Source organism: Clostridium sp., assembly GCF_016650095.1.
In the GTDB taxonomy this organism is placed as follows: domain Bacteria; phylum Bacillota; class Clostridia; order Clostridiales; family Clostridiaceae; genus Clostridium_AD.
The window spans coordinates 1-16,237 of record NZ_JAENWL010000032.1 but is presented as its reverse complement, the minus strand read 5'-3'; the positions used below and the strand labels follow the sequence as shown (position 1 = coordinate 16,237).

Annotated in this window: 12 protein-coding genes and 1 rRNA gene; 11 read left to right on the top strand and 2 right to left on the bottom strand. The window is 32.7% G+C overall.

From position 1 onward, the window contains the following. Nucleotides 1–35 precede the first annotated feature (35 nt). From rrf to JJE11_RS03665, 9 genes are all read left to right on the top strand, one after another. Nucleotides 36–152: ribosomal RNA gene (gene rrf / locus JJE11_RS03705) — 5S ribosomal RNA — on the top strand. Between the two features lie 309 nt (nucleotides 153–461). Further along, entirely contained in the window at nucleotides 462–1,184 is a 723-nt protein-coding gene (locus tag JJE11_RS03700) for a carbonic anhydrase (RefSeq protein ID WP_291632904.1), read from the top strand. A gap of 292 nt (nucleotides 1,185–1,476) precedes the next feature. Next, nucleotides 1,477–3,027, top strand: coding sequence for a sodium-dependent transporter (locus JJE11_RS03695; protein WP_291632903.1), 1,551 nt, complete (start codon nucleotides 1,477–1,479; stop codon nucleotides 3,025–3,027). 22 nt (nucleotides 3,028–3,049) lie between these two features. Then, nucleotides 3,050–3,175 carry a MetS family NSS transporter small subunit gene (locus tag JJE11_RS03690; protein WP_291632902.1) on the top strand — a complete coding sequence of 42 codons (126 nt, stop codon included), beginning with the start codon at nucleotides 3,050–3,052 and terminating at the stop codon, nucleotides 3,173–3,175. A 256-nt stretch (nucleotides 3,176–3,431) separates the two neighbouring features. Further along, a complete protein-coding gene (locus tag JJE11_RS03685) occupies nucleotides 3,432–4,562 on the top strand; it encodes a BMP family ABC transporter substrate-binding protein (protein ID WP_291632901.1) in 1,131 nt (376 codons plus the stop codon). A 14-nt stretch (nucleotides 4,563–4,576) separates the two neighbouring features. Then, a complete protein-coding gene (locus tag JJE11_RS03680) occupies nucleotides 4,577–6,097 on the top strand; it encodes an ABC transporter ATP-binding protein (RefSeq protein WP_291632900.1) in 1,521 nt (506 codons plus the stop codon). A 12-nt stretch (nucleotides 6,098–6,109) separates the two neighbouring features. Continuing rightward, nucleotides 6,110–7,168, top strand: a complete 1,059-nt coding sequence (locus JJE11_RS03675) for an ABC transporter permease (protein WP_291632899.1) — start codon at nucleotides 6,110–6,112, stop codon at nucleotides 7,166–7,168. Then, nucleotides 7,165–8,100, top strand: coding sequence for an ABC transporter permease (locus JJE11_RS03670; RefSeq protein ID WP_291632898.1), 936 nt, complete (start codon nucleotides 7,165–7,167; stop codon nucleotides 8,098–8,100). Before JJE11_RS03675 ends, JJE11_RS03670 begins: the two co-directional genes overlap by 4 nt. 232 nt (nucleotides 8,101–8,332) lie before the next feature. Next, entirely contained in the window at nucleotides 8,333–9,292 is a 960-nt protein-coding gene (locus tag JJE11_RS03665) for an N-acetylmuramoyl-L-alanine amidase (protein WP_291632897.1), read from the top strand. A 253-nt stretch (nucleotides 9,293–9,545) separates the two neighbouring features. On the opposite strand, the gene JJE11_RS03660 is transcribed toward JJE11_RS03665, so the two are convergent. Beyond that, nucleotides 9,546–9,983, bottom strand: coding sequence for a hypothetical protein (locus tag JJE11_RS03660; protein ID WP_291632896.1), 438 nt, complete (start codon nucleotides 9,981–9,983; stop codon nucleotides 9,546–9,548). 472 nt (nucleotides 9,984–10,455) lie between these two features. On the opposite strand from JJE11_RS03660, the gene gltB reads away from it, so the two are divergent. Beyond that, complete coding sequence (gene gltB, locus JJE11_RS03655) at nucleotides 10,456–14,949, top strand: glutamate synthase large subunit (RefSeq protein ID WP_291632895.1); 4,494 nt, start codon at nucleotides 10,456–10,458, stop codon at nucleotides 14,947–14,949. Nucleotides 14,950–15,193: 244 nt separating this feature from the next. Then, on the top strand, nucleotides 15,194–15,973 hold the full coding sequence (locus tag JJE11_RS17715) for a lysoplasmalogenase family protein (protein ID WP_366927904.1): 780 nt from the start codon (nucleotides 15,194–15,196) through the stop codon (nucleotides 15,971–15,973). A 72-nt stretch (nucleotides 15,974–16,045) separates the two neighbouring features. On the opposite strand, the gene JJE11_RS03645 is transcribed toward JJE11_RS17715, so the two are convergent. Next, nucleotides 16,046–16,237 (bottom strand): citrate lyase subunit alpha (locus JJE11_RS03645; RefSeq protein ID WP_291632893.1); only part of this gene is annotated, 192 nt, incomplete at its 5' end.

Below are 16,237 nucleotides of genomic sequence, written 5' to 3'. Positions count from 1 at the left end.
ACTGTGCAATTTTCAGAGAATATTTATATTCTCAATCTGGTGATTATGGCATGAAGGTAACACTCCTTCCCATACCGAACAGGTCGGTTAAGCTTCAATGCGCCAATGGTACTGCAGGGGTAACTTTGTGGGAGAGTAGGTCGTCGCCAGGTAACAAAAAACTACTAAGTTTAACTTAGTGTTTTTTTTTTGCGTAAAAATATTTAAATATGCTATTAGTTGATAATTACACAGCAATATTTTAAAAAAATGATATTGTATTAGGCAAAATTATAGTGAATTGTACAAGGTTTTAGGAAAGAAAAGGTATAGGATTTTAAAAAAAATCAAATAATAAGGTGAACTCTAAAATACTCGTATTACATGTTTTATATAAGAATTAACTTTACTAATAATAAAAATAAATTAGAAAGGATTTATATATAACTACATAAGTTATATATAAAAAAAGGGAAAGTATTATGAAAAAGGCACTGTCACGAATTTCGATTATTATATTTATAGTAATATTATGTACTGGAAGTGGGTTAAGTAGAAGTAACATTGCAATAGGTTCACCTAATAGTGAAATTAAAACAAGTAAAATAGGGGAGATAAAAAACCCGGATAATTCATTGAAGCTATTAAAGGCTGGTAATGAGAGGTTTCAGAAAAATCAACTAATGCAAGTTAACTTAAGTACCACAAAACAGGAAGAATTAGTAAAAGGCCAGGATCCGATTGCAGTAATTATTACTTGTTCAGATTCTCGTGTACCACCTGAATTTATTTTTAATCAAGGACTTGGTGATTTGTTTGTTATTCGGGTAGCAGGTAATGTAATGGATAAGATAGAACTAGGAAGCGTTGAATATGCGGTGAAATATTTAAAAACACCTCTTATAGTTGTAATGGGACATGATCATTGTGGAGCAGTTGAGGCAGCAGTAGAAAATGAAAAAGAACAACTTGGAAATATTGGAGCAATAACAGATAAGATAGAACCTTCGGTTAAAAAAGTAAAATCAAAGAATTTGCAAGGCGAAAAGTTAATTGAAGAAGTAACAAATGAAAATATTTATAATTCTAGTCGTGAATTAAAAGAATCAAGAATTATTAAAGAAGAATTACAAAATGGCAATATAAAAATAGTAGAAGCTAAATACATGCTAAAGTCAGGTGTTGTTCAGTGGTTTAATAATTAATAGATAGGTTCAGATTTGCTCACTTCCTACATATAAAAATAAGTTTATGGAAAAAAGTAGTCTGGGTATATAAGGTTACTTTTTTTACATTTTTATAACTGAAGAAATTTTACTTAATATATAAGAAATAAGTAACTTTCTATGAGAAAAGTGATATAATTTCTATTAATAGATTGTTAAAATATTAGATTGGTATAATATAGCATATATATATATGGATGCTAAAGCTTGCTGGAAAAATGTTTTTATAGTCGTATAAAACAATATTATATTATGGAGGAGGGATCTTGCAATGAGAGAAAATTGGAAAAGCAGAAAAGGATTTATTTTTGCAGCAGCAGGAGCTGCAATAGGACTCGGTAATTTATGGAGATTTCCATTCCAAGCCTATAAAAATGGAGGTGGAGCGTTTCTTTTGCCTTATTTTGTAGCATTGATTACATGTGCTGTACCTTTAATGATTATGGAATATGCTTTTGGTAGAAAAATACGTGGAGGGTCGGTAAAAGCCTTTTCAAGTTTAAAGAAAAAGCTTGAAATTATTGGGTGGATTCAAGTAATGGTACCCATTGTGGTTATGACGTATTACTGTGCAATTATTGCTGTATCTGTTGTATTTATGGTTTTTTCATTAGGACATGCATTTGGTATTATTAATTGGCTTTCAGATCCAGGACCTATTATGGGTATGGTAACAGGAAGCGCAAAAAATGCATTGGATTTCAGTGCAGGTATAAGTATATATATTTTAATCGCAGTTATTGTAGTTTGGTTTTGTAACTGGCTTATTGTTAGAAAAGGCATTTCTGATGGGATTGAGAAAATGTCTACAATTTTTACACCATTGTTACTGTTACTCATGATTATATTTATGATTAACTCAATTAGTTTAGACGGTGCCGCAATAGGATTAGAAGCACTATTTAAACCAGACTTTTCGAAAATTTTGGATCCAAGTATCTGGGTTTCGGCTTACGCCCAAGTGTTTTTCTCAACAACTTTAGCTGTAGGCGTTATGATTGCATATGGTTCATATTTAAATGATAAAGCAGATATTGTAAACAGTGCAATTATTACAGTTCTAGCCAATGCAAGTTTTGATCTTATTGCTGGGATACTAGTATTTTCAACGCTAGGCCACTTAGTAAATACTATGGGTGTAGAATTTACAGCATTTGGAACAGGTGCAGGGGTAGCATTTATCGCATTCCCAATTGCTATTTCAACCATGTCATCAAATGTAGTAGTCCAAGGGCTACTCGGATTCATCTTCTTCTTTTGTCTATTTATTGCAGGCATATCATCTAGTATTTCAATGCTAGAGTCGTTTGCAACTGCAGCACTTGACAAATTCAATATTTCTAGAGAAAAGCTTGTTTCAATAATTTCCGTTGTTGGTTTCTGTGGTAGTGCATGTTTTGCAAGCTATGCAGGATTTAACTATATCCTAGATATAGTAGACGCTTATGTAGGAAATATTGTGATTGCTGGACTAGGCCTCGTAGAAGTTATTGTGATTAGCAGCATTTATGGAACTAGTAAGCTTCGGGAGGAAGCAAATGCTTACTCTGACTTTAGTGTTGGTAAATGGTGGGATTATTTATTAAGATACTTCACACCCTTATTACTGGGAGCGGTTGTAGTAACAAATACATTTAATTTAATTACTGAATTGTTTAGTAAAGATACAGTTTCAGTCGTTTCTAATATCGCATTCGGTTGGGGAACCGTAGTAATAATGATTGGTGTATCTGTTGTACTTTATAAGAAAAAATGGACTGCAAAAGCACAAGAAGAGAAGGATTTATTAACTAATAATGAAGCAAATGCAGAACCGAAATAAATGAATAATTGGAGGGATTCATATGTCAACAAGTGCTATAGTAATGATGACAATCGGATGTGGAGCAGTTTGGGGCGGAACAGTAATTGCGATTTTCATTGCACTCAAGGTAGATAAGAAAAGAAATCTTAAGAATAAAATTAACTAATAAAAATAATGTAAAGTTTTATATATACTTTTAATTGCTTATATTGTATTATGTACTTATATACTGGATAAAATAATATTGTAATATTGCAAAAATTTTAAATATTCTGTATTCTGAGTAATATGATGGAAACATTTCTATAAGGGACCATAAATAGTTTGGCTATGGGTAGTTGTTATAGAAGAAATAAGTATATTAAAGACTTCATGTCTTTGTATAAATATTATAAAATCTTATAAAAATAGGGGGATATTCAATGAAAAAAATTATTGGGTTAATGCTTACACTAATACTAGTTTTGGGAGGCCTTTTAACAGGCTGTGCGAGCAAGAATGAGGCTGCACCAGAAGCACCAGCTGCGCCAGAAGCTAGTAAAAAGGTAAAGGTAGGGTTTATTTATGTAGGGCCTATTGGTGATGGTGGATATACTTTTGCTCACGATCAAGGAAGATTATATCTTGAAAAAGAACTTGGAGATAAGGTAGAGACAGTATTTAAGGAAAATGTAGCAGAAGATACAGCAGAGGTAGATAAGACGTGTGAGGAAATGATTAACAATGGAGTTACAGTAATTGTTGGAACAAGCTTTGGATTCATGGAAGGAATGGACAAATCTTCGAAAAAACATCCTGAAATAAAATATATGCATTGCTCAGGATATATGCAAGAAACTAATATGTCAAATTACTTTGGTAGAGACTATCAGGTAAGATACTTGTCAGGTATTGTTGCAGGAATGAAAACTAAATCAAATAAAATAGGGTATGTTGCAGCTATGAACATTCCCGAATGTGTTAGAGGTATAAATGCATTTGCACTTGGAGTGCAATCTGTTAATAAAACAGCAGTTGTAAAGACTGTATGGACAAATACTTGGTATGATCCTGCTAAGGAAAAAGAAGCGGCAAAGGCACTTTTAGATCAGGGTGTAGATGTTATTGCTCAGCACCAGGACACAACTGGACCACAAATAGCTGCAGAGGAAAAGGGAGTTTGGTCTATAGGTTACAATTCAGATATGAGCGCAGCTGCACCAAATGCTTATATGACAGCTCCGATTTGGAATTGGGGACCATATTATGCAGATCAAGTTAGCAAAATTATTGCCGGAACTTGGAAATCAGAAAGCTATTGGGGAGCAATGGAAGCAGATGACAGTAAAAGTATAATATACTTAGCTCCTTTAACCAAAAATGCTCCACCTACTGCACAAGCTGCAGTTGATAGTGCTAAGGCAGAAATAATTTCTGGGAAAAACAAGGTATTTGCAGGCCCAATTTATGATAATACTGGGACTTTAAGAATTAAAGAAGGTGAAGTTATGTCAGATAAGGATATGCTTCTATTTGATTGGTTTGTTAAAGGGGTAGAAGGTAAAGTAAAATAGAAAAGGGTGATATTATGAGTACTGTTCCACACATATTAATGAAGGGAATTACCAAGGTTTTTGGTAAGGTAGTTGCCAATAATAATATTAATTTAGAAATAAATAGCGGTGAAATACATTCATTGCTTGGAGAAAATGGAGCAGGAAAAAGTACACTAATGAACATTCTGTCAGGAATTTATATTCCTGACAGAGGTTCTATTTTTGTTAGTGGAAAAGAAGTGAAATTTTCTGCACCAAAGGATGCTATAAATGCAAAAATTGGAATGATTCATCAGCACTTTAAACTGGTAGAAGTAATGACAAGCCTCGAAAACATAATGATCGGTCAAAAGACTAATTTTTTTATAAATAAGAATAGTGTAATCAAGAATATTACAGACCTATCTGATATGTATGGTCTTGAGGTTGATGTTAATAAAAGAGTATATGACATGACAGTGGGAGAAAAACAAATATTAGAAATACTTAAGGTAATGTATAGAGGTGCAAAAATACTTGTTCTAGATGAGCCTACTACAGTGTTTACTCCTCAGGAAACAAAAAAGCTATTTAAAATAATTAATAAAATGAAAGAGCAGGGTTGTGCCATAATATTCATAAGCCATAAAATGGACGAGGTTATGGAGTTATCAGATAAGATAACTGTCCTTAGAAAGGGTGAAACCATTGCTACTCTTGATGCAAAAGATACTAATCCTAAGAAACTGGCAGAGCTCATGGTTGGACATCCTGTAGATTTATCTATTAAGAAAGTAAAATTTGATAGCAGTGAAAATATTTTAGAGGTTAAGGATCTTAAAGTACTTGATGAAGAGGGAATAGAGAGAGTAAAAAAAATGTGCTTTACTATTGGAGAGGGAGAAATACTTGGAATGGCAGGCATTGTAAACAGTGGCCAGAAGGAATTATGTGAAGCACTTATAGGAATGCGGCCAGTAAAAGATGGGGAAATAAATTTTGAGGGTGAAAATATTGTAGGGAAAAATACGAGAGAATTAATCAAAAAAGGTATTAGCATGAGTTTTATTCCAGAAGATAGACTTGGTATGGGGCTTGTTAGTTCCATGGATATGGTAGATAACTTAATGCTTAAAAAATATCATTCTCAAAAGGGATTTTTTATTGATAAAAAGCCTGCGGTAATTATAGCAGATGAAATCATTACAAAGCTTGAAATAAAAACCCCAGGAATGTATTATCCTATTAAAAATTTATCTGGAGGAAACATTCAAAAAATACTACTAGGAAGGGAACTTGCAGCAAACCCAAAACTACTCATAATGGCATATCCAGTAAGAGGACTTGATATAAATACTTGTTATACTATATATGACCTGATAAATCAGCAAAAGGCTAAGGGGGTAGGAGTGCTTTTTATTGGAGAAGATTTAGATGTGTTAATTCAGCTTTGTGATAGAGTAATGGTGATTTGTGGTGGCGAAATTACTGGAATTTTGCAGAGTGATAAAACTACAAAAGAGGAAATTGGGTTACTTATGACAGGTCATAAAAATAAGCAGAAAGAAACATAGGGGGGGGAAAGGATGCTAAGGTTTATAAAAAGAGATGAAATAAGCAAAGGTAAAAGTGTATTCATTAGAATTTCATCAGTGATACTAGCGCTTTTTGTATTTAGCATAGTTTTTATACTGATGAATAAAAATCCTTTAGATATTTATGCGTCAATGGTTAAAGGAGCTTTTGGGTCGACTTATTCAATTAGAGAAACTATTAAACTAGCCATTCCTCTTTGCATAGCAGGCCTAGGCATTGCTGTAGCATTTAAAATGCATTTTTGGAATATTGGCGCTGAAGGCCAAATTCTTATGGGAGCCTTTGCAGCTTCAATGTTTGCGCTTAAATTCCCAGAAATGCCAAGACCTATATTATTAGTATTAATGATGGTAGCAGGCATAGTTGGGGGAAGTTTGTGGGCATTTATCCCTGCAATCTTTAAAGCAAAATGGGGTACTAACGAAACAATAGTTACTTTGATGATGAATTACATTGCTATTAAATGGATAGTTTTCCTTCGGAATGGACCGTTAAAGGACCCTGATGCAAGGGGTTTTGCGAAAATCGCAAACTTTACTGATAATGCTACACTTCCAGAGATTTTCAAGGTACATATTGGATGGATATTTGCGATTGTTTTAGTTTTATTTATATTTATTTTTATGAAATATACTAAAACTGGTTATGAAATTTCAGTGCTAGGTGAAAGTGAAAAAACTGCACTTTATTCTGGGGTTAATATAAAGCAAACGATAATTATATCTATACTTTTAAGCGGTGGGTTATGTGGTCTTGTTGGCATGATTCAAGCTTCGGGCATCAGTAATACCCTTTCTGAGAACATATCTGGAGGTGTTGGATTTACAGCTATAATTGTAGCCTGGCTTGGGTATCTAAGTGCTCCAGTTATTATGGTTGTTGCAGTGTTATTTGCAGCTCTTCAGCAAGGTGGTTCATTCATTCAAACATCTTATGCCATACCAGCTGCCACCGCACTTGTGTTACAAGCTATGATATTGTTTTTTGTGCTTGGTAGTGAGTTTTTTATTAAGTTTAAGATTGCGAGTAAAGTAGGTGATGCTAAATGAACGGAATAATGACATTTTTAGCTGCAGCAATAGTTGCAGGAACCCCTCTTCTTTTTGCAACTCTTGGTGAAATCTTAATAGAGAAATCTGGTAACCTTAATCTTGGAGTAGAAGGTATGATGCTCATGGGAGCTGTAATGGGTTTTCTCGTAGGGCTAACAACAGGAAATGTTTTTGCCGCAATCCTTGGAGCGATGGTTGCTGGAGCATTTGGTGGCTTAATATTCGCTTTTTTAACTATATCATTAAGAGCAAATCAAGTCGTTACTGGACTTGCCCTGGCTACATTTGGAAGTGGATTTTCAACTTTAGTAGGAAAACAACTTGTGGGACAAACAGCACCTGCGGCTGTGAAAAGTTTTTTTATACCTTTTTCAATTCCGTTAATAGGTGATATTCCTGTTATTGGACCAATATTTTTTAAACAAGATGCTTTTGTTTATCTTGGTTATATTTTGGCAGTGGTTATTGGTGTATATTTATATAATACTAGCAAAGGGTTAAATTTAAGAGCAATAGGGGAAAACCCCGGCTCAGCAGATGCAGCAAGTATAAACATTACTTTATATAAGTATGTTCATATTTTAATGGGAGGAGCATTATGTGGACTTGGAGGGGCTTATCTCTCGCTTGTTTATATACCTAATTGGCAAGAAAACGTGGTGGCAGGTAGAGGGTGGATTGCCATTGCCCTAGTTATATTTTCAGGGTGGAACCCCTATAAGGCAATACTTGGAGCATTTTTATTTGGCGGCCTTGATATAATAGGATTTAGACTTCAAGGAGCTGGGATTCAAGTTTCTCAATACCTAGTAGATATGCTTCCGTATTTAGTTACCATAACAATTCTTGTAATTGTATCTATGAAAAAATCTAAAAGGAATGCTCCACCTAAGAATCTGGGAACACCATATTTTAGGGAGGATAGATAATAATTAGAAAATAATGAAAGTGGCTATAGAATATTATAGTCACTTTCATTATTTTCTAACTATTTTGGACATGATTCTTTAAAAAATCAAAAAATATCTATATATTATGGAGTGAGGAATAAAAGTGTAGTATAATTAAATTGTGTTATACCACAATTTACACTCATGATTAAAATTATCCAAGTAATTATGATAATTAAACTTAAGACTATGATGATTTAGGAGGGATTATATGAAGAATATTTTTAAAGTATTTATAATTATGCTTTTATCTTTCGCATTATGTATACCTATGCAATTAGTAGTAAAGGCTAGTACGTTTACAAATATGGATTCAAAAAAAGATGTGATAGTGAGTAAACCTTGGACAGTGAGTTTTAATATTCCCTTGAGCGCTACAACTGTGAACACCACAAACATTAAAGTGGTTGGAGAAAATAATAATTACATAGATATTATAGTTAGTTTAGCTAGTGGCAATAAAAAAATAATAGTTAAACCAGTAGAAAATTATGAACTTAATACCACATATACTTTAATAGTTACAGAGAATGTTAAGTCAGAAGATGGTAAACCTCTGACTAGTGAAGTTAGAATGGATTTTACTACTAGAGAAAAGTACAAAATAGTGTTAGATGCAGGGCATGGAGGAAGTGATCCAGGAGCGATATCGGAATCAGGCCTTCAAGAAAAGACTATAACATTAGAAGTTACTAATAAGGTATGTGATATATTAGCTAAGAATGATGTTGATGTTATATGCACAAGTGATAGTGATAAGGTAAAGTTACCTGTTAGTACAATGGCTGGTCTCCAAGCAAGATGTGATATTTCTAATAACGCTAAACCAGATTATTTTGTAAGTATTCATATAAATGCTTTTGATGCTCCGTCAGCTCATGGCACGGAGACTTGGTATTTTACGGGAAGTGCAGATGGAGAAAAGTTAGCTCAGGCAGTCCAAACTGCATTAGTTAAAGAAATTGAAAGATTTGATAGAGGTCTTAAAACATCTTCAGGTTTAGTGGTTTTGGATAGTACGGATGCTGTGGCCATATTGGTAGAACCATCATTTATTACTAATCCAGAAGAAGAAAAGCTATTAGTTACCGACGCTTATAAGCAAAAGATAGCTAATGGAATCGCAACGGGTATTCTTAAGACATTAGGAATAAGTGATATCGTATATTAAAGTTTCTTCTAGTGTGATAAGAATCAATTTAAGAATGAATAAATTAAGGCGCTGCCATAAATATGGGCAGCGCTTTTTATAATGTGTAGTACTTATTAATCAATATTAATGCTCATTAATTAATATTAATGCTTATTAATAAAACCGCCTTGTATAATTCACAACTACTTACATATAATTCTATATATGAATACATATTTCTAAAAACTTTAGAAATATGTATTCATGCAAAAATCAATACCTATGTTATAAACTATTTTACATCATAAAGTAGTTTATGATATAGGTATAATTGCTTCATTATGATTTTGTCTGCTTGGGTCTGATTTATAGTTCCATTATCTACAAGTGAAGTTAAAGGATTTATATGATTGAGCATGTTGCTAGTCATATATAAATTAGCCATTTTCTCAGGCATAGTTTTACTCTTTTCTGAATTTGTTTTGGTTGTAGATTTAGCTCTATTTATAACAGCTTTGATTTTATCAGCTTCGTCTTGAGTTATAGCATTACTAGATATAAGGTTTTCAGAACTTGTTTCTAAACGTTGTTGTATTTTAGTTACTATTTGTTTAGACTCATTTGTTAATGGGTTAGCAGTTGTTGCGAAAGTTGTACTTGTAGATGATAAAAGAATGCCTCCTGTTATTAATCCTGATAGTATTTTATTTTTTAAATATATATTTTTCATTTTAATATCTCCTCATTAATAAAATTAGTATTATTGATTCTATATTCTAATTATATCCATTGATAATGTCAGAGAAGTGTCAATATGAAGTTAATTTCGCTTACCTTGTGTATTTTTTGTAAATTTTGTAATTTAAAATATATTTATTATATTCTTATCTAATTGCTAGCTTGCAATATAATGCATTATTTAGAAAGTATGTTATGAAGAAGAAATAACTAATTTTTTAGAAAATAATAAAAAATGACTTATAGTTGCAATTAAAATTGCATTAATAAACTTAGAAAGACAATAAAAAGTCAGAAAAAATTCGATATTTTTGTTGAATAATAGGAATTAGCGTGATATAATGATCATTAAAATATAAAAAAGAATTGCACTAAATGAAAGTTGTAAAATACAATTATGCAATTATTCTAAAATATTAATCGGAAATAGTTAGAAAATAACTATAAACGGAAGGAGAAGTTTTATGATTAGATATGGATTTCCTCAGAAACAAGGGTTATATGATCCAAATATGGAAAAAGATAATTGCGGAGTTGGATTTGTTGCAAATATAAAGGGCGTTAAAACTCATAATATATTAAAGCAATCATTAGAAATATTAAAAAACTTAAAGCACAGGGGCGCAGTTGGGGCTGATGCTACTACTGGTGATGGTTCGGGGGTTATGTTGCAACTCCCACACGAGTTTTTTAGAAAAGAAACTAAAAAATCAGATATACAATTACCAAATGATGGTGACTATGCTGTAGGTATGATTTTCTTACCTCAAGAACCCAATGCACATCTCTTTTGCGAAGGAATAGTTGAAAGAATACTAAGAGAGGAAAATCAGAAGGTTCTTGGTTGGAGAGAGGTGGCTGTAAATGAGTCTGCATGTGGAGAATTGGCTAGGGCAACAAGGCCTATAGTTATGCAGATATTTATTGATAGAAGTGATCAGTGTAGTGATGAATTTGAACGAAAGCTTTTAGTTGTAAGAAAGCGGATACAAACGACTCTTTTAGAGTTAAAAAGACCATATACTGAAAATTTTTATATATGTAGTTTATCTAGTAGTACGATAATTTATAAAGGATTAATACTAGGCTATATGCTTGACGAGTTCTATTTGGATCTGCAAGATGAAACCGTGAAGACCTCGATTGCAGTGGTACACGAAAGATACAGTACAAATACATTTCCAGCATGGAAGCTGGCGCAGCCATTCAGGTTTTTAGCTCATAATGGTGAGATAAATACAATAAGAGGAAATATTAATTGGATGAATGCTAGAGAAGGGGTTATGCATTCTAACATTTTCAAGGAAGATTTTAATAAAATTTTACCTATAATTGAACCAGGTGGTAGTGACTCTGCTTCACTAGATAACGCATTGGAGCTTTTTGTAGCTAATGCACATTCTATGGAGAATGCAATGATGATGCTTATACCAGAAGCATGGCAGAATGATGTTAAAATGGATAAAGAAAAAAGAGCTTATTATCAGTATCTAGCCAGATCAATGGAACCTTGGGACGGGCCTGCCACAATTATTTTTACAGACGGAGTAAAAGTAGGAGTTACCCTAGACAGGAATGGTTTAAGACCTGCACGTTATTTAGTAACAAAGGACAATTTAGTTATTATGGCATCGGAAGTTGGTGCTGTCGAAATTGAACCTGGCAGAATAATTAAAAAAGGTAGAGTTAGGCCAGGGGAAATGCTCCTTATTGATACTAAAGGCGGCAGAATAGTACCAGATGATGAAATTAAGGCTGCGGCATATAATAGAAAACCATTTGGAGCTTGGATAAAGAGAAATAAATTAACTCTTCAGGATTTAGAACAGCATCATGAAGTAAAAAAAATGAGAAATCAAACATTAATGCTTAAGCAGCGAATTTTCGGATTTACCCAGGAAGAAATAGAAAAAGTAATTGTTTATTTGGTAGATAATAGTGAAGAACCAGTTAGTTCTATGGGTATAGATATTCCGTTAGCTGTTTTATCAGAAAAACCACAGCTACTATTTAATTACTTTAAACAGAACTTTGCTCAAGTTACCAATCCTCCTATAGACCCAATTCGAGAAGAAATAATTATGTCTTTAGTGCAGTTTATTGGAAGTCATGGGAAATTATTAGATGAAATAGAAACAGAAAAAGATTGTAAATTTATTGAACTTAATCATCCTATTTTAACTAATAAAGAAATAGAAGATATAAGGCATCTAAATGAGGATGATTTTAGAGCTATAACTATTCCAATGACATTTGAAATAGATCATGAAAATGGTTTAAAGGAGGCTTTAAGACATCTCTGCTCGCGAGCTGAAGAAAGTGTAATAGAAGGTTATAATCTTTTAGTCTTAAGTGATAGAAATGCAGGAAGATATAATGCACCTATCCCAAGCTTACTCGCTTTAAGTGCTGTACATCATCATTTAGTACAAAAGAAATTAAGAACGGCTGTGGATCTTATTGTAGAGGCAGGAGATGTCAGGGATGTAATGCATGTTGCGCTCCTAGTTGGATATGGAGCAAAGGCAATTAATCCATATATGGTATATGAGATTATTGGAAACCTTATAGAAAACAAAAAGTATATTAAAAGCACTAATAGTTTAAAGGAAGGGTTTGAAAATTACAGCACAGCTATTTCCGTAGGACTTCTAAAAATCCTATCACGAATGGGAATATCAACACTTCAAAGTTATAATGGTGCTCAAATATTTCAGAGCATGGGTATAAATAAAGAGGTAATTGAGGAGTATTTTAATGGAACACCATCAAGAATTTCGGGGATAAGCTTAAGTGATATAGAAAAAGAAGTGCTTCAAAGACAGTCATCAGCTTATGAAAATATAAGCAATTTAGAAAAAGGCTTAGATGGTAGTGAAGACATATTTTATAAACCAGAAGGTGAGTATCATAGTTTGAATTCCGAGGTTGCACGAAAACTTAGAAAGGCATCCCTAGGAAATGACTATAAGATTTATAAAGAGTATATTCAGCTGATAAATGAAGAAAATGAAAAAATATCAACTATACGTGGTTTATTAAAATTTAAGCAGAGAAATAGTATTGCTATAGATCAAGTTGAATCAGTAGATAATATTATGAAGAGATTTATAATTTCAGGTATGTCTTTTGGCTCAATAAGTAAGGAAGCTCATGAGACCTTGGCAATTGCAATGAATAGAATTGGAGGAACAAGTAATTCTGGTGAAGGAGGAGAAGATTCAAGCAGATATAAGCTGCGTGAAAATGGAGATAATCCTATAAGCCGCGTAAAGCAAATTGCATCAGGAAGATTTGGGGTAACCACTAACTATCTTGTTAATTGTGAAGAAATACAAATTAAAGTGGCACAAGGTGCTAAACCAGGAGAGGGTGGGCATTTACCTGGAGGTAAGGTTACAGAAGAAATAGCAAAGGTTCGTCATTCAATTGCAGGAATAGATTTAATTTCTCCTCCGCCACACCATGATATTTATTCAATAGAGGACTTAGCACAATTAGTATTTGATTTGAAAAATGTTAACCCTAAGGCGAGAATTGGTGTAAAGCTAGTAGCAGAAGCAGGTGTTGGAACCGTTGCAGCAGGAGTGGCAAAAGGCTATGCAGATGTTGTAATGATAAGTGGACATGATGGAGGTACAGGGGCATCGGCAATTAGTTCAATGAAATATGTAGGACTTCCATGGGAACTTGGCCTCGCAGAAACGCAACAGACATTATTATTAAATAATTTGAGAAGTAGAATTACTTTGCAAGTGGATGGAAAGTTAAAATCAGGGCGGGACGTTGTGATAGCAGCACTACTTGGTGCAGAGGAATATGGATTTGCAACTACTGCGCTAATATCATTAGGGTGCGTTATGTGTAGACAATGTAACAAAAACAGATGTGCAGTTGGAATCGCAACGCAAGATCCAAAGCTTCGCGCAAGATTTAAAGGCACGCCTGAACATCTAATTAACTATTTAACTTTTATTGCAAAAGAAGTTCGTGAGATAATGGCAGAGCTTGGAGTAAAAACAATTGATGAGATAATTGGTAGAGTTGATTTTTTAGAAGTAAATGAACTAAAAAAGGACAAACTAAATGGCTTAGATTTATCTCCTGTACTATATAAACCAGAATTGCCATCACGTATTATAGGCAAATGTGTAATGGCTCAGAAACATAAAATAAATAACGTACTTGATAAAGAGTTAATTAAACTCGCAAAGGATGCCTTAGAAAAAAGAGTGAAGGTTTCGGGAAGTTTTAATGTGAAAAACACATTTAGAGCTGTTGGAACAATGCTAAGCGGAGCGGTGGCCAAAATTTACGGAGATGAGGGACTTCCAGAAGATACTATTACATTAAATTTTAAGGGCTCAGCAGGTCAAAGCTTTGGAGCTTTTGCAGTAAAAGGTCTAAAATTAATTCTTGAGGGCGAGTCAAATGATTATTTGGGTAAGGGATTATCGGGCGGAAAAATTATTCTTGTACCCCTAAAGGAATCAACATTTATTCCCCATGAAAACACAATTGCAGGAAATACATTATTATATGGGGCAACATCTGGAGAAGTATATATTCAAGGTAGGGTAGGTGAAAGATTTTGTGTCAGAAATAGTGGTGCCACAGCTGTTGTTGAAGGAATTGGTGATCATGGTTGTGAGTATATGACTGGAGGAATTGTAGTTATACTTGGATCTGTTGGTAAAAACTTTGGTGCTGGAATGAGTGGTGGTATAGCTTATGTATTAGATGAGGCCGGCGATTTTTATGATAAGTGTAATACACAAATTGTTGAGATAAAGCCTCTAGAAAATAAGGATACAGAAGTAGTGAAAAAACTTATTGAAACACATTATAAGTATACTAAAAGTTCTAAGGCGAAAGCAATCCTCGCGGATTGGAATTTATATGAGAGAAAATTTTTAAAGGTAATTTCTCCGATTTATGAAAGTAAACTTGGAAAATAAAGACACAATCTGTTTTTAGAGTCTAGCACACAGTTCAAAATGAATTGTGTGCTGGACTCTTCGTTTTTCGAATGGAATAGTAAGAGTAATTTACTTTATGCACTTATCCAGTATGGAAATAAATTGTGTGAAATGTTACAATAAATAGTAGAATAGAGGAGAATGGTATATAATCCTATTCTTAGGATAATATATTATGATTGAAACATTTTTAATGTAAAATTTATTAAGTGGTGATTTTGTAATGAAAAATAGAAATTCTTATAGTTTAATAACTGAGGTAGTAGTGGTAATAGTATTAATTTTGTACATTTTCTTTTTATATATGGATTTTTATAATACGAAAATCTTCATTGATTCTAAGTATATAAACTATTCTAAGTATATAAAATATTTATGCATATTACTTTGTTTTCTGTTATCCATAATATCTACTAAAAATCTACTTATGCATACAGGTACTAATACAGTTAATCGTAGAGACATATTATTACTTCGATTGGCAATGTTTATAACTGTCATTGCAGATTTATGTCTAGTCATCTTTGATTTTTATATTTTAGGTGTAGCTTTATTTTCAGTGGTACAAATTATATATTCTGTTAGGTATACTACTAAAAAGCGGAATTCAATACTTTTAAAATTTTTTATTATTTCTCAATGCATAATATTCTCATATGTTATAGTTAGTTTATTTATTGAGGGGATTAACGTGTTGTTACCTGTTTCACTATTTTATTCAATATGTTTGATTAATAGTGTTATTAAAGCTATAAAAGCCTGGAAAAATAATTTATATCCTTCACCTAGTAAATATATGGTAGTCTTCGGTATGATACTTTTTCTTATATGTGATATATGTGTAGCTTTATCGGCTATAACTGCACATTTCACTTTAACAGGTTACTTCATGAGCAGTTTTCATCAAATAACATTTTATCTAATCTGGTTTTTTTATATTCCATCACAATTATTATTGTCTTTAAGTGGAAGCACTAGAATTCGAAGAATAAGGTCTTTGTAATTATATATGTAGATAAGGATAATCAAAAAAGCTCTGGTTTTTTGCTCCCAGAGCTTTTTTGATATATATTTACTACTTAACTTTTCTTACCACATCAATAATACTTCCATCCCTATACTCAAATATTGCAATTACTTTTTCATCGTATTCAATCTTATCAGGAACTCCTACAACACTTTCGATTTTTTCCTTTAACTCTTGAATAGTGAATATTGGAATATTTATATGCTTAAATTTTTCAATTAAATCCGTTCTTTTAGGATT